Below are 21573 nucleotides of genomic sequence, written 5' to 3'. Positions count from 1 at the left end.
CCTCCGCGTGTGCGGAGAAGAGCGGGTGCGTGGCCCTTTAACGTTGTGGGTTCAGGAAATACCTCCGCGTGTGCGGAGAAGAGGAGGTTAAGTGGGCGGAAACGTCGGCTCGTTCGGAAATACCTCCGCGTGTGCGGAGAAGAGGAAAAGCGTCTCACGAAGGAAAAGGCGGCTTAGGAAATACCTCCGCGTGTGCGGAGAAGAGGGAAGGAGGAGAACCGATGAGCCGGGAATTTCATGAAATACCTCCGCGTGTGCGGAGAAGAGATTTGACCACGCAGTCAGTGTCTCGAATAACAGGAAATACCTCCGCGTGTGCGGAGAAGAGCCACTCAATCTTCATCGTTACCCCACCACCTTGGAAATACCTCCGCGTGTGCGGAGAAGAGTGCTGTTGACGTTTGTTAAGGGCATGGCTGATGGAAATACCTCCGCGTGTGCGGAGAAGAGCTCCTGCTGCTGTTGCTGTCTGAGTTCTTCCAGGAAATACCTCCGCGTGTGCGGAGAAGAGTTGGGGGTTGCTTCTCCGGTGCGGTCGAATTTGGAAATACCTCCGCGTGTGCGGAGAAGAGAGTTCCCGACCTGCGGTTTTACGAAGAAGTTTCTTCAAGTCCGCGAGTTTCGGCAGATAAGGTCACAGGCAGCAACAGACCATCGAAGTCCTGAATCACTCGGCGATTACTCCCCATCGTATTTACGGCGAACCCCTGCTCTCGGGTGGGATCATTATTAATCATCGTTAGACGTCCCTCCCCTATAGCTCGGCTGCACCGGCTCCATAGATTATCACGAACGCGTCTCGACACGTTACCTACAAAAACTCCAGTATCAACTTCAACTAAGAAACGAGTTAGATACCCTCGGAGATGTTCCGGCAAATTAGATGCAGTAAGTACCAAAAACATAAGGGATGCGCCTACTGTTACTGGGGTCGATTTCCATACTGTGTATGCCCAGCCACTTCGTCGCCCCGTCCCGCAATCAACCGGTCATCGTCTCTTTCTGGCAGATACGGTTCGAGAATCTCCATTAATACTCCAATCATCTCTTTCAACATGCCCCTTCGATGAATCTCACGGCGAATTTCCTTCCGAACTTCTTTTAGAGCGTCACCACTTTTCGAGCATCGGAAAGACAACGGAAGCGAAACTTCAGGTTTATATAAATCAGCCAGATCGAACAACAAAGAACGGGCATCGCCACGATGGATTACTCCCAGCGCAGGGTTAATCCCCAAAGCTTGGCAGGCGGAAGCGGCACAGCCGTATAACATTGAGTTCGCCAAATTGAGGCACAAGTTCACTGAATCTTCAGCTGTAGTATCACGCCGAAAAGCCTTGACACCATGCTCTCGAGCTAAAGACCGATATGTCTGTTTCATCATCCGGCCTTCGAGTCCACGCATCACGGCGATGCTGGTCTCTTCGGAATCAATGTCCAACCCAAGCTGGCGCCGATACAGGATAACCGCAGCTTTCCTCTGGTTACGTTCCGATGATACAAGCTTGGCTTGGGCAATCGCCCATCGAGCAGAGCTCGTCAATGGTACAGAGTAGGAATAAGAAGGCACTCCTCCCCCACCGGTGAACATGACTGTCACCCCTGCACGGGTACACGAAGTCATGGCCGCCGCTGAAATGCTCGTCCCAGGCCCTAAATGCAGCACAGCCAAACCTGAAACCGGTAATTGCACACGCTGAATCAGCGACTCGCCTTCGACTTTCGAATAAGCGACAACACCGGTCTTGTCCTGGCGCACGCTACATCGCTCGAGGTAGAGGAAACTAACTCTATCTTCAAAACGAACCTGGTGTCCTGCTGGAATTTGAGAGAATGCAATAGCTTCCTCTGAATAAGTCACTACGCACCGGTCGCTTTCCCGCTGAATCCTAGGAAACCAACCAAAGAATCGTAGAGTTCATGCGCCTCGACGGCATAGTACTGACTCAAGAGGGTTTTAGCATCGGCCAGTGAGATTGGAGACTCAATCTGCGAAAACTTGCTCTGTCTCATCGGCATAGAAGCCCTTAGCGCTTTGCGGATTCGCTCACGATCCCCGCTGCGAATCGATCTCAGTTCCTCGACATCTCCTTGCCATCCGCCTGGAATGCTGTCCCCGGAATCCAGGAGAATAACTCGCACTGACTCCTCCTCGATAAGGCGAGTTCTAGCATCACCACCATCCAAAGATAGAGCAGACTCATTACTAAAGTTCTCATGGAGATTGGCCATGCGGTATTCCGGGTCTAGGATCTCTTCGACTTCGTAAGAGACGCTTTTACCCTTACGCGCCATTAGGCTTTCAGCTGCAACCTGATCGAAATCAGCATCCGTTGCAGACGGGTTCTTCAAATCGTCAAAACTCACTGAAGCAGCATCCACGAATTCCTGACACTCCTCCGGCATCTTCAGAACTCGATGCTGCTGGATCCACCGCGATGTGCGAAGCATCTCCGCTTTGTAATACGGATATCGCAGTTTTTCGCTTACTTCAACACCATCGACCACTCGAATCAATGGAGTGTGAATCCCAGGAATTCTTTCGCTTCTTGACGTATCTTGCCTTCGCCACACCCTACCGATTCGCTGAATCAGCGAAGCTGAAGGACACAAATCCGTAGTCAAAATATCCATGTCAATATCGAGCGAGGCTTCAATCGCCTGCGTACCTACGACGGTCACACCAGTGGCGTTACCGTTAGGTCCGATTATTTTTTCCAGCAACTCTGCGTTACGACGTCTATGTTCCGAAGTCATCGCGGAATGTAGCACGACTACATTGTGCCCTGCATCGGACAATTGTCTCGCTACTGATTGAGCCCAATCCACTTGGTTCACAATTACTCCAATACGTGCTTGCGGGAACCGTAAGCGTTGTTGGATTACCCATTCCGCATGAGCACGGCAATTGTCGGAGTGACTGATCTTTGTGTGATTAAGTTCTATATCTCGTCGTAGAACATCAAACGGCAGAACTGAAACTACTTTAGACTCCTCAGCCTTCTTGACCCGTTCGCCCCCAGAATTATGCTCTAGTGCGCATTCCTCCCGCTGCACACTTTGAACTTGGCGACGAGGACGAACAACCGCTACTGCGGGAAACTCAGCAGGTTTGTCAACATTCACTCCTGAGTATGCATGTACAAGTCGTCTGTATTGCCAGCTCGGGAAGGTAGCAGTCAGAAGAGTTACTCGTGCACCAACTTTGCCAAGCCACTCAAGAACAGTGCTCAGCAGCTCTGTCTGATAATGATCAAGCGTATGAACTTCGTCAACAACGATGTGGGCATTGGCCAAGGACAATAATAGTAAATGTAGCCATTTTGTACGGAGTCCGGCTTTCAAACTCTGATCAACCGTTCCCACCGATACAGCTGCCATCAGTCGTGACATCCCGGCTCTCACGAATGATGCGGGATACAGTCCGCCAGATTCTCTACAGCTAGGATCCCCTTCCGTATCATCATGGAAGCTACTTACTGGGGTGTCGTAAAAATCCTCAACACTCGCGAGGCTATGAGCCAACGACGCTACGTTCGGCGTGCTAGAAAAAGCACGCTGCACACGTCTCATTAATGCATTCGTTGTTGCTTGGGTTGGCAGTAAAAACAGGAGGCGCTCATTCTTCTGCGCATGGCGAAGCAGAGCCGCCTCTGTCTTCCCGATTCCAGTCGGAGCCATGACTCCGACAAGCCCGTCACCAGCGTCACGAACTATTTTCTGGATGTGCCGTGGACTACGTTGCTGCAGAATAACTGACTCTGCGTGCTCCTGCGATTCCCAGCCAGAGTAGATGCCAAGGTTTTCACGGACGTATTCGTCTGCCCTCTCGAGCTGAACTCGATACCACTCGGTTGGGTCATTGAGATTAAGCTCACCTCGGCTTGTGGCTGCTTGCGCGTTCTCAACCCACTCATTATTTGATGCCAAACGATCAGCCAGCACGGTCAGTCCAGATAAAAGGATAGAAACCGCAGGGTCACACTCTTCGGGAAGTTCGTTTCGCGATACCCCGACGGCCCTCTCAAAACACTCTTGAATATTCTCGTGCGCAGTCTTCCATCCTTCCCATTTGAGCATCTCATCGGCACGTTTCATGGAGGATGAATGCATCTTTCCACGGAAGGGAAGGGTAAAGTAGCCATGATGACCTAAAGCTGGCAGTGTCGCCCACTGTTCTCCGATGGTTGAATCCCCGAGATTCATTCCGCCGATACCGATTGCAGATACGCGTTCATGCCTACGAAGATCGCTGTACCTATTCCAGCGCTCCATCTTCTCCCGTGGAACGGGTTCGTAATTTCCACTGTCACGAATCTCGGATCGGACTTTTCGCCACGATTCATCGTCCCGCATGTGCTGAAACTGAAATAGCGGGTTGGCTTTTCCTAAATCATGCATACCCACTACCCAGGCCACGATGCACTCCGCATTTTCTCCCAGTGCATCGCTTATTTGGAAGCGCAGCTCGGGTCGAAGCCAATGCCTAAACAAGTAAGTACCTACCGCAGCTGCATCAAGCATGTGTGCTAAAAGCGGATACGTCTCAGCGTTCTCACCCTTCTTTGCCCAAAGCTCGGAATGGACAAGTGAGTCACTCATGGAATTGCCTTCACGCTTAGCATCCCGCAGCCATACGCCTTTTCCCTGCCGACACCTTCGAGAATCAATCTGTTTAGAGCCTCTGGATCGTCGACAAGCGCAGCACCATCCAAAACATCAACCTGAATGGCCATTCGGGAAGACTCCCGTTCGGTGGCCTTCAGCACCTCTCGCTGATGGTTAACCAACTGCACCTCCTTCAAGGCTCCAGCGAGTTTGTTCTGAATCCACGGAGTAATTGTTGTCCGCCCCTGCTCAATTGCGTCTATCTCTTGGTCATATGGCACGGGCGTCACGATGGTCTTCATCTTTCCATCATGCTGTTCACGCTTTCGACGAACTGCATTGACAGCTACACGAAAGACAACTGGCTGACCGGGCTCAAGGTCGAATAATTCCACAGTACGACTTTCAGCCCCTCGAAGCTCACCGAGATGTACAGGTTCCACCGAAGACTGGATAAGGAAGTACGGGGGGTGACCTGCAGTGAAATCAACTCGGAAAAGAATTTTTCCTGTCTGTCTGGGATTTGCATCAAACTCCCCAAAGAGGCTCATCACAGCCCTGTGTCGGAACAACGGAGAGTCAATCGACGACGGGACAAAGCTCTTTTTCTTGTTTATTCTTCGCGAAAGCAAAGAATGCACTGGAACCTTAGTCAGAAATACTGTTGCTGTCATGAAAACCTCTCTATTTACAGCATCAACGGTACAGTGAAACTGGTCTCCGCTTTCGTGGAGGTACTTCGTTATATTCGGCTATTTGCACACCTTCTCCGCGCTCGTGGAGGCACTCTCAAATAGCCAACCAGTTTTATTAATACTTATATTCGGCAATTGCTTGCGACGTATTAACCTCATCGGTACCATAAAGCAGTACCTAGCGAAAGTGAACTACGAATGAAGATAAATGCTCTCACGGATTCACCCTTCCTAAGAACACCGAACGGTCGCTCAACCGTTCGAGACCTCCTTCTTTCATCACATAAGCAAGACACCGCCATCAGCGTCGATGGCGCCGCATATCAGTTCACGGCGCAGTTACGTTTCCTCGCTGCGATCACAGCAGTGGCTTTACGTCACACATCAACCCCAATCGAAGAAATTGTTCAGGGCGGCCTACCAGAAAATGCTGTCGACCAGGCAATTACAGATTTAGCTCCGGGCTGCGACCCCTTTGATTCAATTCAGCCTTTTCTTCAACGTCCACCACTGCCATGCGATGGCCCAAAGGACAAAGCCCACCTACTGATGGCTGGACATTTCCCTATTAAAAAGCTCTCACCGGCAATGCTCCCCGACGAGGGCGAGACGTACTGGAACCTAATCAATGACGGGACTCCAGCCTTAGCACTGCCCGACGCTCTGCTAGCCCTCGTGGTGTACCACCACCTCTCAATGGCGGGAAATAACAACTACGCAGGAGACAAATGCCAAATGGGAGCTCCAGGCATGCGTTTTGTGGGCGCCGATTACACCGCGACTGAGGTTATCCAAACCGGAGATACCCTTCTGGAAACCTTGCTGTACCAAATACCGACATCATGGGTAAAAGGCAGTGGCCTTCCGGCTTGGGCAGATCGAACGTGCAACAATTCCACACTCCCGGATGCTCCAAATCAGGCGCATCCACTTTGGCGAGCCACATGGAGCTCCAATGCTCCAGCATGCCATTGGGAAGATGGGGTACTTAATGGAGTTCGCACAGGCGGCATCCCCGAAGAGTGGTACTTCAAACCCGAGATGGGCACAAATAAAACGACATACAAAGAATGGTGGGATCAGCGCAATACACTTGACCCGTTCTACCTGTATGAAACGCGTGAAAAAGGCGGCGAAACCTTAGTTCGTGTCGACTTGGGGCGAGACAACACTGACCTTGCCGTTGAGTGGGCCGCAAATAACCGTTCAAACAAAGTGCATGCTCGAATCTCAAGCCGCGCATTATCCCGCTTACCCAACGACGCGCCGCTCATTTTCGCACAACACCTAATTGCAGGTACAGCTAGCTCACCAAATATTCGCGCCAGCGAAGTTTTCTTTCCCTCATCTGCGGAATGGGCATTCGATGTCGACGAAGACTTACAAGAGGACATTCAGCTTCAAGCTAAACTTATCAACCAGCTGCATCGCAGGGTATGTCAAGTGTTTAGCAGGAAACCCACGAAATCTAAGTACCCACCCGCAGTTTTAGATGACATGATTGACCGAAAGCAGGACGCTTCAAACGCTTTCTGGCGCAATATTTCAGCGGTTTACCAGGACATATTGAACGACGCTCGCAGATTCTATAAAGCTCAGTCTCCTTCACCTTTTACGCACAGCTACGAGATGCCAACCGACCTCAGAGACCGCTGTATTGACGCGTCGTTGTGCGCATTTGATGAAGTTGTCAATCCCCATTCCATTCAGGAGCCAGCACGAATCGCATATGTCCGAGCGCAACTCCGAAATGGATTACAAGCCTTAATACCCAAGCCGGCCAGTACCGAGGAGAGTTTCTAATGACATCTTCCGAAGCTAATAGTGTCCACACAATGTGGGCAACGCGGTTAGCCAGCGTTCTCGCCTTACGAGACGACGCAAATATCCAGTCACCCCGTTGGAGAAAGACTCGAGCAGAGCTGCGTCGCGGAGCCTCACCAGCAACCGAGCACTATGCCTATCCGCATGTTCTTCCGTATGCAGATCCGACACTTTCCGACCATCAAATAACATCACTCGTTCGTCTCTTTGCTTTGGTAGCAGAATTCGACCAAGTTCCTCACTACCGACCACCGAACACAACAGACACAAATGGACAAAAGAAGATTCGGAGGATCGGGCATTGGGCTCGACAAGTCTCAATTGCTCAAGCGAAGAAAACTGGCGAACAATTTGAGGCTAATCCCGACGACCTCGACTCCGTTGGCCAGCGCCTGCAATTCATCTATTCACTCGATGCGGAAGAGGCAATTCTTAACGTTTCGCGTATCTTGAAAATTGCAACTGCCCTGCCCGGACCTATTCCGGCGCTCGACTACTACGACCTGTTCCGGACCTTCCTATATTGGGGCAATGGATTCACGCCTGAGTCACAGAACATTAGGCGCCGAATGCTGCGAGACTATTTCTCTTACTTCGCTGAAATTCCAGAGACCTCCTCCAACGCAGATAACGACAACAAAGACAACGCAACAACATAATTCTGTCGTAGAGGCATAAACAACTCCCCGAGAAAGGCCTAAACTCCATGCCCCATAACTTGACCCTCAGCATCGTCACCGCAATCCCATTCAGCAATCTAAACCGTGATGACACCGGAACCCCAAAACGAATTAACCAGGGCGGAGTTCTTCGAGCCCTCCATTCTTCTCAATCGATTAAGCGCAGCATCCGGTTACGCTACGAAAACGCGTCAATGGACCTAAGCATCCGCTCGGGTGAACTCGCCGAAGAAATCGTCGAAAGAGTCCTTGAACTGAACCCCGACGTTGACCGGAAGGCTGCACTGAAAAACGCGAGATCAATCGTCGGCAAGCTCACCAAAGCTGAAACACCAGCTAAGACTTCTGGCGACGTTGATTCGCAAACCCAAAAGGCTGAATCCGCTCGTTCGACGTGGATGTCAAATGAAGAGATCAATACTGCCGCCCAGACTGTGCTGGCCAGCCTGACGAGCGGAAAGGACATCAAGAAAACCGATGTCAACGACTTTATTCAGGAGCACCGAACAGGATCACTAGCAATCGCTGCCTTTGGTCGAATGTTCGCCAATTCCCCTCAAAACACAACGGAAGCGGCCCTCAGCGTCTCCCCAGCAGTAACAACTCATGCGACCAGCATCGATACCGATTACTTCTCAACTGTCGATGATCGACACGAGGCACAACATCGAACTGGGGCAACATATCTCGGAGTTAGCCAGTACACCAGTGGCGTTTTCTACCGCACAGTCAGTATCGATAAGAAACAGTTGCGTGAAAGCTGGTCAGCTTTCGATGCAGAAGACTCTCGAGAAAACGTCCGGGAATTGATTCGATCAGCTATCTATGGCCAGCCACGCGGCAAAGAGCACAGCACAGCCCCATACGTCCTTCCAGCCCTAGTACTCGCTGAAGAACAGCGCTACCGGACTGCATATGACTTCCAAACTCCGGTCATCCCCGAAGGAGCTGGAGGATTCCTCGCAGCTACAATCACTTCCCTTTCTCAACAGTATTCCGCAGCACGAAGCTTTGACGCCGGAAACTTCGGCCCCACTGAAGCCCTCGCTGGAACTTTCCCAGGGCTTGAAGGCAAGTTCGGCAAACTCGAGCCGACTCAGCTGGACGACCTCATCGACACCGTCGTGAAGTGGGTTTTTGATGACTGATTCAGTGTTCATTCGGCTGGCTGGGCCAGTTCAAAGTTGGGGCAAACCAGCCATCACCGGTAATTTCGTCAAAACTGACAAAATGCCTACAACCACTGCACTCCGCGGACTGATTGCTGGTGGCCTTGGATACCGCCGAAATGAATGGCCGGACTGGATTTCTGATATCGAGTTCACTGTTCGAGAAGAACGCCGACCTACGTTCGTGGACGACTTCCACACCATCGGCTCGCGTGAAGATGAGTGGGACTTTCGGCGTCGTCTAGCGATTAGCCAAGGACTTAAAGCCAAGTCAGCAAAATCGGTTGCCTACAAACCCGGTGTCGGAGCGACTGTGGTCGTCCGCCGAACATACTTGGCCGATGCGGAATTCATCGTCCGCATAACCTGCGAGGGACACACGGAGGACATTGACCGAGCTGTTTCAGACCCGGTATTTGTTACGTACTTAGGCCGCAAAGCGTTTTCGGCAACTTTCCCGTTCTATTTAGGCACGGGAAAACCCGAGCTTCTCCAACGAATTCCGAATATTTCGAAGGACACCCAACTCGGAGATAGCACTACAGTTAATCAGTACTTTTTAGCAAAAGGTGCGGGCACACGCCCCGCAACAGTTGTTGTTCCTCGTGTTTCAACTCGCGCGGAATGGATGGGCAGGGTCGGCCAACTGGGTTTGAAGCTACGGTCAACGATTCAAGAAAACTAGAAGCACCGAACTTCGGCACAGTGGGATTTTGATTCACAACGCACGAGCGTGGCTAACGGTATCTCGCGTATCTGTCAATTTCGCCGCCGGAGTCCACGCGCCGAGTTCGTGGCCGGCGGGCGTCGTGAAGCAAAAGCGAAAACTACCTGGGAAGTCGTATGGTTCCTTGACAATCTTGCCACCCGCGGACGTGACCTGCTCGTAGGCGGCATCGAGATCCGCTGCTCGAATGAGGGGGCATGATTGCGCGGGTGGGATCCTCGGCGTTGATTCAGCTGACGATGCCAGAATCGCTGGTATCGGCGCAGTCGTCGCCGTACATGGCGTAATTCCACCCGAATACGCTGGAGACGAAGTCGCAAACGGTACTCAGCTCCTCGACGGACGACACAGGAAACTCAATGTCATCAAAGAGTGCGCCAGTCACGAACTAATCCTAAGGCAGAATCGAGCCCCCGCCATTCGCCTGCCACATTGCAACGCGCCCCACTCTCGCGCCACATCACCAAAACTACTTATGTAATTACCCCCGGTTTCTCCCATAACCGCAGGTGAGAGACTACAGCGAGTCAACTTTCTCCCCAGCACCCCTCAAATCACCCCCGGCAATCCGCCATTCGTTATAGAGTGACGCACGACACTTTACGACGAATCTGTGAGGTAAAAACACATGACTTCCGCCACCATTCAGCCGGGCGGCGAAGCCTTCATCTACGAGGCAATTCGCACCCCTCGCGGCAAGGGCAAGAAGGACGGCTCCCTCCACGAGGTACGCCCGGTATCACTTCTCGTCGGCCTCATCGACGAAATTCGCAACCGCTTCCCAGAACTGGATGAAGAACGCATCAGCGACCTCATCGTTGGCTGCGTCAGCCCGGTCGGCGACCAGGGTGCGGACATTGCCCGCACCGCAGCACTCACCGCAGGTCTGCCGTACCGCACCGGCGGTGTCCAGATCAACCGCTTCTGCGCTTCCGGCCTCTCCGCCATCAACTTGGCTGCTCAGAAGGTCCGCTCCGGCATGGACGAGCTCGTCCTCGCCGGCGGCGTCGAGTCCATGTCCCGCGTGCCAATGATGTCCGACGGCGGCGCAATGGCGATGGATGCACAGGTCTCGTTCGCGACCGACTTCGTCCCGCAGGGTATCTCCGCTGACCTGATTGCATCGCTCGACGGCTTTGACCGCGAGTCCCTCGACGAAATGGCAGCGCTCTCCCACGCCCGTGCCGCAAATGCATGGTCTGAGGGCCGCTTCGACCGCTCGGTCGTCCCAGTCAAGGACGCTAACGGCCTGACCATCCTCGACCGCGATGAGACCATTCGCGAGGGCGTCTCCGCAGAGTCCCTCTCCGGCCTGCGCGCAGCCTTCACCATGATGGGCGAGCAGGGTGGCTTCGACGCAGTTGCACTGAAGAAGTACCCGCAGCTTGAGCGCATCAATCACGTCCACCACGCAGGTAACTCCTCCGGCATCGTCGATGGCGCTGCACTGACCCTGGTTGGTTCTGAGAAGGCCGGCGCAGACATGGGTCTGACCCCACGCGCACGCGTTGTCGCCACCGCCGTTAATGGTGTCGAGCCGACCATCATGCTCACCGGTATCGAGCCGGCTGTCCGCGAGGCACTGGCCAAGGCCAACCTGACCGTCGACGATATCGACGTCTGGGAAATCAACGAGGCGTTTGCCGCCGTCGTCAAGCATGCTCAGCAGAACCTGGGCATCGACTACGAGAAGCTCAACATCAACGGTGGCGCAATGGCCATGGGTCACCCGCTGGGTGCAACCGGTGCCATGATCACCGGCGCCGCAATCGACGAGCTGCACCGCACCGGTGGCCGCTACGCCCTCATCTCGCTCTGTGTGGCTGGCGGCATGGGTGTTGCAACCATCATCGAGCGCGTCTAAAGCAAACCGGAACGAAACTCACAGCGACAATTACCGCGGTCACACCGCGATAACCACAAAGGACTGACTGATTTATGAGCACAGATAACATGTTCCGGTGGGATCAGGACGACGCCGGAATCGTCACCCTCACCATGGATGACCCGAACGCACCGGTCAACACCATGAACAAGACCTTCCAGGACGACATCCGCGCCACCGTGGAGCGCCTGGAAAACGAAATTGGCGACGGCTCTGAGACCTCCATCAAGGGCATCATCATCACCTCTGCGAAGAAGACCTTCTTCGCAGGCGGCGACATCAAGCAGATGTCCAAGGCCACTGAGGACGATGCAGCTGACATGTTCAACATGGTCGAGGACATGAAGGCCTCCCTGCGTCGCTTGGAGAAGCTCCCGGTGCCAATTGTTGCTGCCATCAACGGCGCAGCACTGGGCGGCGGCCTCGAGGTCGCGCTGGCTGCTAACCACCGCGTTGCTGCCGATGCCCGCGGTTCCAAGATTGGCCTGCCAGAGGTCACCCTCGGCCTGCTGCCGGGTGGCGGCGGTGTTTCCCGCGTCGTGCGCATGCTGGGCATTCAGGACGCGCTGATGAAGGTCATTCTGACCGGCGCTCAGATGAACCCGGGCAAGGCTCTCGCAGCTGGCCTCGTTGACGAGGTTGTTGCTCCGGAGCAGCTCATCAACACCGCTCGTGCATGGCTGACCAGCGAAGACGCCAAGGCCGCACAGCCGTGGGATGAGAAGGGCTTCAAGATCCCGGGCGGCGATCCGAAGACTCCTAAGTTCGCAATGAACCTGCCGTCCTTCCCGGCAAACCTGACCAAGCAGCTCAAGGGCTCCCCGATGAAGGCTCCGCGCCTTGCGATGCAGGCTGCCATCGAGGGCTCTCAGGTCGACATCGACACTGCACTGCGTATCGAGTCCCGCTACTTCACCGAGCTGGTCACCGGCACCCAGTCGAAGAACATGATGCAGGCGTTCTTCTTCGACCTCAACCACGCTCAGGGTGGCGGCTCCCGTCCACTGCAGGCTGACGGCACCCCGTACCCGAAGCGCGAGTTCAAGAAGGTTGCCGTTGTCGGCGCCGGCATGATGGGCGCAGGTATCGCCTACGTGTGTGCAAAGGCTGGCATGGAAGTTGTCCTGAAGGACATTTCCCTGGAGAACGCCGAGCGCGGTAAGTCCTACTCTGAAGGTCTGGAGGCCAAGGCTCTCAAGCGCGGTCGCACCACTGAGGAGAAGTCCGCAGCGCTGCTGAACCGCATCAAGCCGACTGAGTCCTACGACGACCTGTCCGATGTCGACCTGGTCATCGAGGCCGTCTTCGAGAACACCGACCTCAAGCACAAGGTTCACGCCGAGATCGAGGCCGCAGTTCCGGAGACCTGCATCCTGGGCTCCAACACCTCCACCCTTCCGATCACCGAGCTGGCTTCCCACGTCAAGCGTGAGAAGGACTTCATCGGCCTGCACTTCTTCTCCCCGGTGGACAAGATGCAGCTGATTGAGATCATCTCCGGCGACAACACCGACCCGGCAATCCTCGCCGCTTCGCTGGACTTCGCTGTTGCAATCCGCAAGATCCCGATTGTTGTCACCGACTCCCGCGGTTTCTACACCTCCCGCGTCATCGGCACCGTCATCAACGAGGCCCTGCGTATGGTCGCTGAGGGCTACGACCCGGCCATCATCGAGGCCGCTGGTCGCCAGGCTGGTTACCCGGCACCGCAGCTCCAGCTTGCCGACGAGCTTAACCTCAAACTCATGGAGAAGATCGCTGGCGAGACCCGCGCTGCCGCCGAGGCTGCAGGTCAGACCTTGGACGAGGGCGGCGTACCGGCTTTGGTCGAGGCCATGCTGCACAAGTTCGAGCGCCCGGGCAAGCTCGAGGGTAAGGGCTTCTACGAGTACGTCGACGGCAAGCGCTCCGGTCTCTGGCCGGGCCTGTTCAATGAGCTCCGTGAGGAGCTGAACATCGCCCCGATCGCTCCGGAGGACACCGACCTGCAGGAGCTGGTCGACCGCATGCTCTTCATCGAGGCCATCGAGACTCAGAAGTGCGTCGACGAGGGCGTTCTGCTTCACGACGCCGACGGCAACATCGGCTCCATCTTCGGTATCGGCTACCCGGCCTGGACCGGTGGTACTCGCCAGTTCATTAAGAACTACGACGGCGCCACTGTTGTCGACCCGGCCGCAGCTCACCCGGAGCGCCGCGGCGTCGCGGGCTTCGTCGAGCGCGCCGAAGAGCTGGCCGCTAAGCACGGTGAGCGCTTCAACGCTCCGGAGTCCCTGAAGAAGTAGGACTACCCCGAGCGCACCCCGGTTGCTGGAATTGTTCCAGTAACCGGGGTTTTTCGCCTTCGAGGCCACGTCAACGGCGTAGCACCGCTGAACGCACCAGCGCACCAACCCCAATTCGGCCTACCCGTTAAACTGCGCACATGGCTAGAAACGTCGCTGATCTGCCCACCGCACTGCCTGAACTCGCTATCGACCAGCAGGGGTTTGATGCCCCATCGCCGCAGCTGGTCATGCTTAACGACGAGCTCGCGACCCAACTCGGCCTCTCCCCGCAGTGGCTTCGCTCGGAGGCTGGCCTGAAGTTCCTCACTGGCCACGGCGCCGATCACGGAGTCGGCCAGGAAACCGATACCCCACTCGGCGCATACACAACCCCGATGGCCACGGCCTATGCCGGCCACCAGTTCGGCAACTTCGCAGGCCTACTCGGTGATGGTCGCGCGCTCTTGCTTGCCACAGTTGAGGTTGAACCGGGGCTGACTGGGCTGCACTGTCCGCCTAACCAGCCCGACTGCCCCAAAGAGACAACCCACAGCGACAACACCCAGGCCTACGAGATTCAGGCGAAAGGCACCGGCCCCACGCCCTTTTCCCGTGGCGGTGACGGCAAAGCCACGCTGACCTCCGCGCTGCGGGAGTACCTCATCAGCGAAGCCATGTATGCGCTCGGCATCCCCACCACCCGCGCGCTGGCGGTCATCAAAACCGGCGAAGAGATTTACCGCGGCTCGCAAACCCCATTCGACAACACCGACCCCACCACCGAACTTCAACCGGGTGGCATCGTCGTGCGCGTAGCATCCAGCCACCTGCGAGTTGGCACGTTCGAGCTGGTCGCTCGCTCCGGAACGGACACCGGAATCATGGATCGGCTCATCGAGTTCGCCGCGCAGCGGCACGGCTACGAGAGTTCGGCGGAGTCGGTTCTCCGGGACGTCGTCAAGCGGCAAGCCAATCTCGTTGCGGCGTGGCTGGCCTGCGGATTTGTCCACGGCGTGATGAACACCGACAATGCCAGCATCGCGGGCGAGACCATCGACTTTGGGCCGTGTGCGTTTCTGGATGCGCACGATTCGCGGGCGGTGTTTAGCAGCATTGATCACGGCGGTCGGTACGCGTACGGCGCGCAGCCAACAATCGCGGGGTGGAACATGTCGAAGCTTGCGGAGACTTTGCTACCGCATTTCGCAGGCACCCCGGAGGAAGCCCTCGCACGCGCCCGCGACATCCTGGGCGAATTCGCCGACGAATTCACCGATGCGCTCAGCCGCAGGTGGCTGCCCAAGTTGGGGATTCTCCCCTCGCTTTACGACGACCCGCTGGCCATCCCCCTGGTGCAGCAGTGACAGGCGTTGCTGGCGAAGTTTGGGCTCGACCATACGAATGCTCATCGGGCGCTGATTGAGGTTCTGGCCGATGGTGATGGGGATACAGTTGCTGCGTTGGCTGCGCTGACCAGGCTGACCGCTGATCCTGCGTTCCCCGCCGCCGCGGCTGAGTGGGGGCAGTTGTGGAAGCAGACGCGGGAAGAGCTGGGAATCGACCAGACGACGGCCCTGACACTTATGGAGGAAACGAATCCGCTGTATATTCCGCGAAACTACCTGGTCACGGAAGCGTTAGCGGCGGCAGGGGCGGGGGATCTGACCGACTACCGGCACCTGCTGGAGGCGGTAACCAACCCCTTTGAGTCGCAAGACGTCCCTGCGGGGTTCACGGAGCCGGCACCGCGGGAGTTGGGTGCTTTCCACTCGTACTGTGGGACTTAATGCGCTGCCTCTCCGCCTCCTCCAAAGTCCACTTCCTCTTCCAAAGCCCACTTCACGACACAGGTGTCACCTCGTGCCAGCTGTGGAGGTGGCATGAGGTGACACCTGTGTCGTGAAGTCGCGGATGGGGCCGGACAGGAGCCCGGCGGTGGGACAGCCAGAAATTCAGCAGCCCCAACCCCTGCGGGGGTGCCAGGATGTTACAACGTTGCACCACTGCACAGGATTAACTCCCCAATCGAGGGTAAAAGACACCGTCAAATAAGGGATGGTTCGCCTGATTAATACTCATATGTTTTTTGGACTTGTATGGTTAGAGACTGTATTGAACGGTCGTATCCAAACCTTAGAGCCCACCACACCCAAGTTGTCACCACCACCATTGCCTATGCAGGTGGGAGGTGGGTATCTAAGTCATTTGGAGTGAGCCGATCACCAAATTCATATCGCCTATCTGGCAGAATCTAGAAAGGCTCGCGATGCATAGACCCGTTGCCTCCGGCCCCTTCCACACCCGGCAGAAACTCCGGCGGAAGCTCCGACAGCGAGAGAAGTCCCGTGCCACAAAACTGCACGCAACAACGCTCAGCGGAAAAGGAAAGTTCACGCTGCATGTCCGCCAGATCCTGGCGGCTTTGCTGGTAATCGCCTTGCCAGGAAGCGCGCTCGCTGCCTGCAGCACTGACCAGCAACAGGTCGGCGCGGGGTTCATTGTGGTCCAGAACTCCGAACCACAGTCGCCGCTGTACACCACTGACACCAATGAAACCGGTGGTGGCGATATCCTCCGCATGCTCTACTCAGGTCTGGTGCGCTACGACACCGACGGCTCGATGATCCTGGACCATGCGGCAGAAATTAAGCCCAACGAGGACTCGACCCATTTCGACATCACGCTAAAACCGGGCTGGACCTTCCACAACGGCGAACCAGTCACCGCGCAGAGCTACATCGATGCCTGGAATTACGCTGCCTACGGCCCGAACCTGCAGAAGCAGCAGTCCTTCTTCGCCAACGTGCAGGGTTTTGATGCTGTTTCGGGAGAAAAGGCCACGGAGAAAACACTCTCCGGCCTGAAAAAGGTCGATGACCTGAGGTTCACCGTGGATCTGACCAACCCAGATTCTTCCTTCCCGCTCAGCCTCGGCTATGTCGCGTTTATGCCGCTGCCGAAGGCCGCGTTCGAAGACAAGAAGGCTTTCGGTGAACACCCAATCGGCAATGGACCGTACAAGATGGCCGAAGGCCGCGCTTGGCTGCACAACAACCAGCTAACTGTGGTTCGCAATGATGACTTCGCCGGTGAGCACAAGGCCCGTAACAACGGCCTGGTATACCGCTTCTACTCGGACGTGGACACCGCATATGCAGACCTCCAGGCCGGCCGCCTGGACACGCTGCCACGCACAATTCCACCAACGGCTCTCGCCAGCTTCCAAACCGACTTCCCCGACTCCAGCGCAAATGTCCCGACCTCGTCTTCGCAGTACTTCGCAATTCCGCGAAATCTGCCAGGTTTTTCGGGTGAAGAGGGCAAGCTTCGTCGTCAAGCGATTTCTATGGCGATTGACCGGAAACTAATCACTGAGAAGATTTTCTTCGACACCCGCACCCCGGCGCGCGAGTTCAGCTCGTTGACGCTCGGTGACCTTGACCCGAACGTACCTGGCCAAGAGGTGCTGGAATACAACCCGAAGAAGGCCCGCCAACTGTGGGCCGAAGCCAACAAAATTGCGCCGTTTACCGGCTCGTTCGACATCGCCTACAACGCCGACGGCGGACACCAGCAGTGGGTCGAAGCGGTGACCAACATGATTGGCGAGACCCTCGGCATCGATTCCCACGGCAAGGCCTACCCGACCTTCAAGCAGCTGCGCGATGAAATCTCCAACGAGACCATCACCAGCGGCTACCGCACTGGCTGGGCAGCTGACTACCCATCTGTGGCCAATTACATGCTTCCGCAGTTCGTCACCGGTGGCTCCTCGAATGACAACCACTACTCCAACCCGGAGTTCGACAAGCTGATTCAGGAGGCGGCCTCGGCAAAGAGCGCAGAAGATGCCAAGCCGATTTATGTCAAGGCTCAGTCTGTGCTGATGGAGGACCTACCAGCGATTCCGCTGTGGTACCCCAATGCTTCGGTGGCGTGGAACCCGAAGCTGCGCAATGCCGTAGTGATGTGGGACGGCATCTTGGACTACCCAATGATTGAGAAGGACTAGCACCATGGGTTGGTATATCGGAAAGAGACTCCTGCAGATGGTGCCGGTATTCTTCGGTGCCACACTGCTGATTTATGCAATGGTCTTCGCCATGCCAGGCGACCCCATCGCTGCACTGGCTGGTGATAAGCAGCTGCCACCGGAGCAGGTCGCAGCACTGCGCGCTCACTACCACCTGGATGAGCCTTTCCTCGTCCAGTACTGGGAGTATCTCAAGGGCCTATTCACCCTGGATATGGGCGAGACCTTCTCCGGCCGCTCGGTCGGCGAGGAAATTGCGCTGGCCTTCCCTATTACGATTCGCCTGGCGCTGATGGCCGTTGCCATTGAGGCCATTTTCGGTATCGGCCTCGGCGTTATTGCCGGTATGCGCAAGGGCGGCTTCTTCGACTCCACCGTTCTGGTGATGTCCCTGCTGGTTATCGCAACTCCGACCTTCGTGCTCGGCTTCGTGGCCCGCTACCTCTTCGGTGTGCGCTGGGAGATTGTCTCCCCCACCGTTGGTAGCGATGCCTCCTTTACCTCCCTGCTGCTGCCGGCATTCGTGCTGGGTCTCGTCTCGGTTGCTTATGTTCTGCGACTGACGCGCTCCGAGGTCTCGTCGGCACGCCATGCTGACTTCGTACGCACTGCCCGCGCCAAGGGCTTGCCAACCTCTGAAGTCACCCGTCGCCACATCTTGCGCAACTCGCTAATTCCCGTTGTGACCTTCATCGGCGCTGATCTCGCGGCTCTGATGGGCGGCGCAATTGTCACCGAGGGCATCTTCAACGTGCCAGGTATCGGTGGCCTGATCTTCCACGCCGTCCAGATTGGTGAAGCTCCCACCGTGGTCAGCATCGTGACCATCCTGGTGGTTATTTACATGTTCGCCAACTTGCTCATCGACTTGCTCTACGCAGTCCTGGATCCGAGGATTCGTTATGCCTAAGCCAGATTCGACGCAGTTAGATTCGACTCAGCCAGAAAAGCAGGCCAACGCCGTGCATACCGGCACCGCGCAGGCCAACACCGCGCAGGCCCCCGCCGCACAGGCGACGAACCCCGACCACAAGCAGTTGCCGGATACCCCACCACTGGGGCTCTGGGGTTCGGCCTGGCAGAACCTGCGTTACCGCCCACTGTTCTGGGTTTCCGCATTCATTATTTTGCTCTCCATCGCAGTGGCCGCATTCCCGTCGCTGTTCACCTCTGTGGACCCGACGGCGGCAAACCTGCGTGACTCGCTGGCCCCAGCCCGCGACGGCCACCCGATGGGCTTCACTCAGCAGGGCTACGACGTCTACGCCCGTGTCATCTACGGTGCCCGCGCCTCGGTCATCGTCGGCATCGGCGTCACCCTGGCCGTGACCGTGGTGGGCATCATCCTCGGTGCCATCGCTGGCTATCTCGGCGGTTGGGTCGACGCGGTGCTCTCCCGCATCACGGACATGTTCTTTGCCATCCCCCTGATTCTCGCCGGCATCGTGCTGATGCAGCTGTTTACCGAACGCACCATCTGGTCCGTGGTCTTCGTGCTCGCTGCTTTCGGCTGGCCGCAGATGGCGCGCGTGGTGCGCTCCTCGGTGATCTCAGTGAAAAACGAGGAATACGTCACCGCCTCCAAGGCGCTCGGTCTGTCCAGCACTGGCATTCTCTTCCGCCATGTGCTGCCGAACTGCCTCGCCCCTGTCATCGTCATGGCCACGACCTCGCTGGGTATTTACATCGTCGCCGAGGCCACGCTGTCCTACTTGGGCATTGGCTTGCCGACGACCACCGTTTCCTGGGGCAACGACATCTCTGTCGCACAGCAGGTGCTCCGCCAGGCCCCGTCCAACCTGTTCTGGCCAGCACTCGCCCTGGCGATTACCGTTCTCGGCTTCATCCTCATGGGTGACGCTTTGAAGGATTCTCTCGACCCGAAGGAGCGTCGTCGATGAGCACCGACACCAATACTTCCGCAGCGCCCATTCTCACCTTGAAGGATGTCTGCATTGGCTTTCCGACGACCACAGCGTCCGGCCGCCGCAGTAAATCGTTGACCGATGTGGTGCATGACGTCGACCTGGAGGTTTTCCCCGGTGAGACGGTCGCCATTGTCGGCGAGTCCGGCTCGGGTAAGTCCACCACTGTCCACGCCGCGCTGGGGCTGTTGCCCGGTGATGGTGAAGTCACCGGTGGCACCATCACCTTCGATGGCCGTGACATCACACACCTGACCGACCGCGAGTTTGTTAGCATCCGCGGCAACGGCATCGGCCTGGTCCCCCAGGATCCGATGACCAATCTCAATCCAGTGTGGACCGTCGGTTCCCAGATTAAGGAGGCGCTGCGCGCCAACAACATCGCCACTGGCTCCGAGGCCCACAAAAAGGCGATTGAGCTGCTGGAACAGGCTGGCCTGCCGAACGCTAAAAAGCGTATCGACCAGTACCCGCACGAGTTCTCCGGTGGTATGCGCCAGCGCGCGCTTATCGCGATGGGCTTGGCCGCGCACCCAAAGCTGCTGATTGCCGATGAGCCCACTTCCGCTCTCGACGTGACCGTGGCGAAGAAGATCCTCGACCACCTCGACAAGCTCACTAGCGAACTCGGCACGTCCGTGGTGCTTATTACTCATGATCTCGGTTTGGCTGCCGAGCGCGCTGACCGACTCGTCGTTATGCAAGCAGGACGTGTCGTGGAGACCGGCCCTGCTCTGGAAGTCCTCACCCGCCCGCAGCATCCATACACCAAGCAGCTGATCGCGGCGGCTCCATCGCTGGCTGCCCGGCGCGGTGATCGCGTGGTGGCGGCGCCGACGACATCGGATGCGGACCAGAAGGAGATTCTGGTCGCGAAGAACTTGGTGCGCGACTTTGCCATCCGCGGCGACCGTCCGTGGCGCAAGGATTCCTTCCGCGCCGTCGATGACATCAGCTTTACGCTGCGTCGCGGTCGCACCATCGGAATCGTGGGCGAATCCGGTTCGGGCAAGTCCACTGTCGCCAACATGGCGCTGGGTCTGCTCGATCCGACCGAAGGCGAAGTGCTTTTCGACGGCAAACGAGTCCAGGGCCGGAATCGTAAAGAGGAGCTGGAACTGCGACGTCGCATTCAGCCGATTTTCCAGAATCCATACGCGACGCTGGATCCGATGCGCACCGTGCATTCCTCCATCGAGGAGCCATTGCGCATTCACAAGATTGGTACCAAGAAGGAGCGTGAACAGCGCGTATTCGACCTGCTCGACCGCGTGGCACTGCCAGCCGAGATGGGACGCCGCTTCCCCGGTGAGCTCTCCGGCGGTCAGCGTCAGCGCGTGGCAGTCGCGCGTGCGCTGGCGCTGAATCCTGAGGTTGTGGTCTGTGACGAGGCCGTTTCCGCCCTCGACGTGGTGGTGCAGGCGCAGGTGCTCGAGTTGCTGGCTGAGCTGCAGGAAGAGCTGGACCTGGCCTACCTGTTCATCACGCATGACCTCGCGGTGGTGCGCCAGGTAGCCGATGAAATCATCGTGATGGAGCACGGCAAGATGGTCGAGCACCGTCCAACGGATGAGCTCTTCGACCGCCCGGAGAAGGAGTACACCCAGCGACTGCTGGACGCCATCCCAGGTGCGTCGTTGGATTTGGATCTGTAGCTGGGCAGTGGCCTGTTTCCCCAGGGCACTTCGCTCCGCCCCCCTCTGGGCCACTTCACGACACAGGCGTCACCTCGTACCAGCTGTGGAGGCGGCATGAGGTGA

The 21573-nt window shown here is 56.7% G+C and carries 18 protein-coding genes; 12 read left to right on the top strand and 6 right to left on the bottom strand.

Annotation, left to right across the window (positions count from 1 at the left end):
- Positions 1 to 590 precede the first annotated feature (590 nt).
- The 4 genes from cas2e to cas6e are packed head-to-tail and all read right to left on the bottom strand — an operon-like array spanning position 591 to position 5282.
- A complete protein-coding gene (gene cas2e, locus HMPREF2562_RS10830) occupies positions 591 to 905 on the bottom strand; it encodes a type I-E CRISPR-associated endoribonuclease Cas2e (RefSeq protein WP_083295731.1) in 315 nt (104 codons plus the stop codon).
- A gap of 17 nt (positions 906 to 922) precedes the next feature.
- Positions 923 to 1861, bottom strand: a complete 939-nt coding sequence (gene cas1e, locus HMPREF2562_RS10150; RefSeq protein ID WP_070549970.1) for a type I-E CRISPR-associated endonuclease Cas1e — start codon at positions 1859 to 1861, stop codon at positions 923 to 925.
- Entirely contained in the window at positions 1861 to 4602 is a 2742-nt protein-coding gene (locus HMPREF2562_RS10145; protein ID WP_070549969.1) for a CRISPR-associated helicase/endonuclease Cas3, read from the bottom strand. Before HMPREF2562_RS10145 ends, cas1e begins: the two co-directional genes overlap by 1 nt.
- Positions 4599 to 5282, bottom strand: a complete 684-nt coding sequence (gene cas6e / locus HMPREF2562_RS10140) for a type I-E CRISPR-associated protein Cas6/Cse3/CasE (protein ID WP_070549968.1) — start codon at positions 5280 to 5282, stop codon at positions 4599 to 4601. Before cas6e ends, HMPREF2562_RS10145 begins: the two co-directional genes overlap by 4 nt.
- 219 nt (positions 5283 to 5501) lie before the next feature.
- On the opposite strand from cas6e, the gene HMPREF2562_RS10135 reads away from it, so the two are divergent.
- The 4 genes from HMPREF2562_RS10135 to cas5e are packed head-to-tail and all read left to right on the top strand — an operon-like array spanning position 5502 to position 9661.
- The gene (locus HMPREF2562_RS10135; protein ID WP_070549967.1) at positions 5502 to 7106 is read left to right on the top strand and encodes a type I-E CRISPR-associated protein Cse1/CasA; all 1605 of its coding nucleotides are present in this window, start codon (positions 5502 to 5504) and stop codon (positions 7104 to 7106) included.
- Complete coding sequence (locus HMPREF2562_RS10130) at positions 7106 to 7786, top strand: type I-E CRISPR-associated protein Cse2/CasB (RefSeq protein WP_083295730.1); 681 nt, start codon at positions 7106 to 7108, stop codon at positions 7784 to 7786. The genes HMPREF2562_RS10135 and HMPREF2562_RS10130 overlap by 1 nt, the downstream gene beginning before the upstream one ends.
- A gap of 59 nt (positions 7787 to 7845) precedes the next feature.
- Positions 7846 to 8955, top strand: coding sequence for a type I-E CRISPR-associated protein Cas7/Cse4/CasC (gene cas7e / locus HMPREF2562_RS10125; RefSeq protein ID WP_308813178.1), 1110 nt, complete (start codon positions 7846 to 7848; stop codon positions 8953 to 8955).
- Positions 8948 to 9661 (top strand): type I-E CRISPR-associated protein Cas5/CasD, encoded by a 714-nt coding sequence (cas5e, locus tag HMPREF2562_RS10120; RefSeq protein WP_070549964.1) that lies wholly within the window; start codon positions 8948 to 8950, stop codon positions 9659 to 9661. Before cas7e ends, cas5e begins: the two co-directional genes overlap by 8 nt.
- Before the next feature lie 33 nt (positions 9662 to 9694).
- On the opposite strand, the gene HMPREF2562_RS11205 is transcribed toward cas5e, so the two are convergent.
- Positions 9695 to 9835, bottom strand: coding sequence for a hypothetical protein (locus tag HMPREF2562_RS11205; protein WP_371325815.1), 141 nt, complete (start codon positions 9833 to 9835; stop codon positions 9695 to 9697).
- A gap of 97 nt (positions 9836 to 9932) precedes the next feature.
- Positions 9933 to 10088 (bottom strand): hypothetical protein, encoded by a 156-nt coding sequence (locus HMPREF2562_RS10990; RefSeq protein WP_168162084.1) that lies wholly within the window; start codon positions 10086 to 10088, stop codon positions 9933 to 9935.
- A gap of 243 nt (positions 10089 to 10331) precedes the next feature.
- On the opposite strand from HMPREF2562_RS10990, the gene HMPREF2562_RS10115 reads away from it, so the two are divergent.
- The 8 genes from HMPREF2562_RS10115 (at position 10332) to HMPREF2562_RS10085 (ending at position 21468) form a co-directional block, all read left to right on the top strand.
- Positions 10332 to 11567 carry an acetyl-CoA C-acetyltransferase gene (locus HMPREF2562_RS10115; protein ID WP_070549963.1) on the top strand — a complete coding sequence of 412 codons (1236 nt, stop codon included), beginning with the start codon at positions 10332 to 10334 and terminating at the stop codon, positions 11565 to 11567.
- Positions 11568 to 11641: 74 nt separating this feature from the next.
- Positions 11642 to 13873, top strand: coding sequence for a 3-hydroxyacyl-CoA dehydrogenase NAD-binding domain-containing protein (locus HMPREF2562_RS10110; protein WP_070549962.1), 2232 nt, complete (start codon positions 11642 to 11644; stop codon positions 13871 to 13873).
- 140 nt (positions 13874 to 14013) lie between these two features.
- A complete protein-coding gene (locus HMPREF2562_RS10105) occupies positions 14014 to 15219 on the top strand; it encodes a protein adenylyltransferase SelO family protein (protein ID WP_246819348.1) in 1206 nt (401 codons plus the stop codon).
- A gap of 6 nt (positions 15220 to 15225) precedes the next feature.
- On the top strand, positions 15226 to 15642 hold the full coding sequence (locus HMPREF2562_RS11115; protein ID WP_246819347.1) for a YdiU family protein: 417 nt from the start codon (positions 15226 to 15228) through the stop codon (positions 15640 to 15642).
- A gap of 479 nt (positions 15643 to 16121) precedes the next feature.
- Entirely contained in the window at positions 16122 to 17867 is a 1746-nt protein-coding gene (locus HMPREF2562_RS10100) for a peptide ABC transporter substrate-binding protein (RefSeq protein WP_070437242.1), read from the top strand.
- A 4-nt stretch (positions 17868 to 17871) separates the two neighbouring features.
- The gene (locus HMPREF2562_RS10095; protein ID WP_016421610.1) at positions 17872 to 18798 is read left to right on the top strand and encodes an ABC transporter permease; all 927 of its coding nucleotides are present in this window, start codon (positions 17872 to 17874) and stop codon (positions 18796 to 18798) included.
- Positions 18791 to 19789 (top strand): ABC transporter permease, encoded by a 999-nt coding sequence (locus HMPREF2562_RS10090; protein WP_049171781.1) that lies wholly within the window; start codon positions 18791 to 18793, stop codon positions 19787 to 19789. The genes HMPREF2562_RS10095 and HMPREF2562_RS10090 overlap by 8 nt, the downstream gene beginning before the upstream one ends.
- Positions 19786 to 21468 carry a dipeptide ABC transporter ATP-binding protein gene (locus tag HMPREF2562_RS10085; RefSeq protein ID WP_070549961.1) on the top strand — a complete coding sequence of 561 codons (1683 nt, stop codon included), beginning with the start codon at positions 19786 to 19788 and terminating at the stop codon, positions 21466 to 21468. Before HMPREF2562_RS10090 ends, HMPREF2562_RS10085 begins: the two co-directional genes overlap by 4 nt.
- Positions 21469 to 21573: the final 105 nt, after the last annotated feature.

It is taken from the genome of Corynebacterium sp. HMSC077G07, assembly GCF_001809225.1.
Lineage (GTDB): Bacteria > Actinomycetota > Actinomycetes > Mycobacteriales > Mycobacteriaceae > Corynebacterium > Corynebacterium jeikeium_D.
This window is presented reverse-complemented; position numbering and strand designations above follow the sequence as displayed.

Excerpts from the sequence above, each read along its gene's own strand:
- cas2e (WP_083295731.1), bottom strand. The coding sequence starts at position 905 with ATGTTTTTGGTACTTACTGCATCTAATTTGCCGGAACATCTCCGAGGG.
- HMPREF2562_RS10145 (WP_070549969.1), bottom strand. The coding sequence starts at position 4,602 with ATGAGTGACTCACTTGTCCATTCCGAGCTTTGGGCAAAGAAGGGTGAG.
- cas6e (WP_070549968.1), bottom strand. The coding sequence starts at position 5,282 with ATGACAGCAACAGTATTTCTGACTAAGGTTCCAGTGCATTCTTTGCTT.
- HMPREF2562_RS10135 (WP_070549967.1), top strand. The coding sequence starts at position 5,502 with ATGAAGATAAATGCTCTCACGGATTCACCCTTCCTAAGAACACCGAAC.
- HMPREF2562_RS10130 (WP_083295730.1), top strand. The coding sequence starts at position 7,106 with ATGACATCTTCCGAAGCTAATAGTGTCCACACAATGTGGGCAACGCGG.
- cas5e (WP_070549964.1), top strand. The coding sequence starts at position 8,948 with ATGACTGATTCAGTGTTCATTCGGCTGGCTGGGCCAGTTCAAAGTTGG.
- HMPREF2562_RS10115 (WP_070549963.1), top strand. The coding sequence starts at position 10,332 with ATGACTTCCGCCACCATTCAGCCGGGCGGCGAAGCCTTCATCTACGAG.
- HMPREF2562_RS10110 (WP_070549962.1), top strand. The coding sequence starts at position 11,642 with ATGAGCACAGATAACATGTTCCGGTGGGATCAGGACGACGCCGGAATC.
- HMPREF2562_RS10105 (WP_246819348.1), top strand. The coding sequence starts at position 14,014 with ATGGCTAGAAACGTCGCTGATCTGCCCACCGCACTGCCTGAACTCGCT.
- HMPREF2562_RS10100 (WP_070437242.1), top strand. The coding sequence starts at position 16,122 with ATGCATAGACCCGTTGCCTCCGGCCCCTTCCACACCCGGCAGAAACTC.
- HMPREF2562_RS10095 (WP_016421610.1), top strand. The coding sequence starts at position 17,872 with ATGGGTTGGTATATCGGAAAGAGACTCCTGCAGATGGTGCCGGTATTC.
- HMPREF2562_RS10090 (WP_049171781.1), top strand. The coding sequence starts at position 18,791 with ATGCCTAAGCCAGATTCGACGCAGTTAGATTCGACTCAGCCAGAAAAG.
- HMPREF2562_RS10085 (WP_070549961.1), top strand. The coding sequence starts at position 19,786 with ATGAGCACCGACACCAATACTTCCGCAGCGCCCATTCTCACCTTGAAG.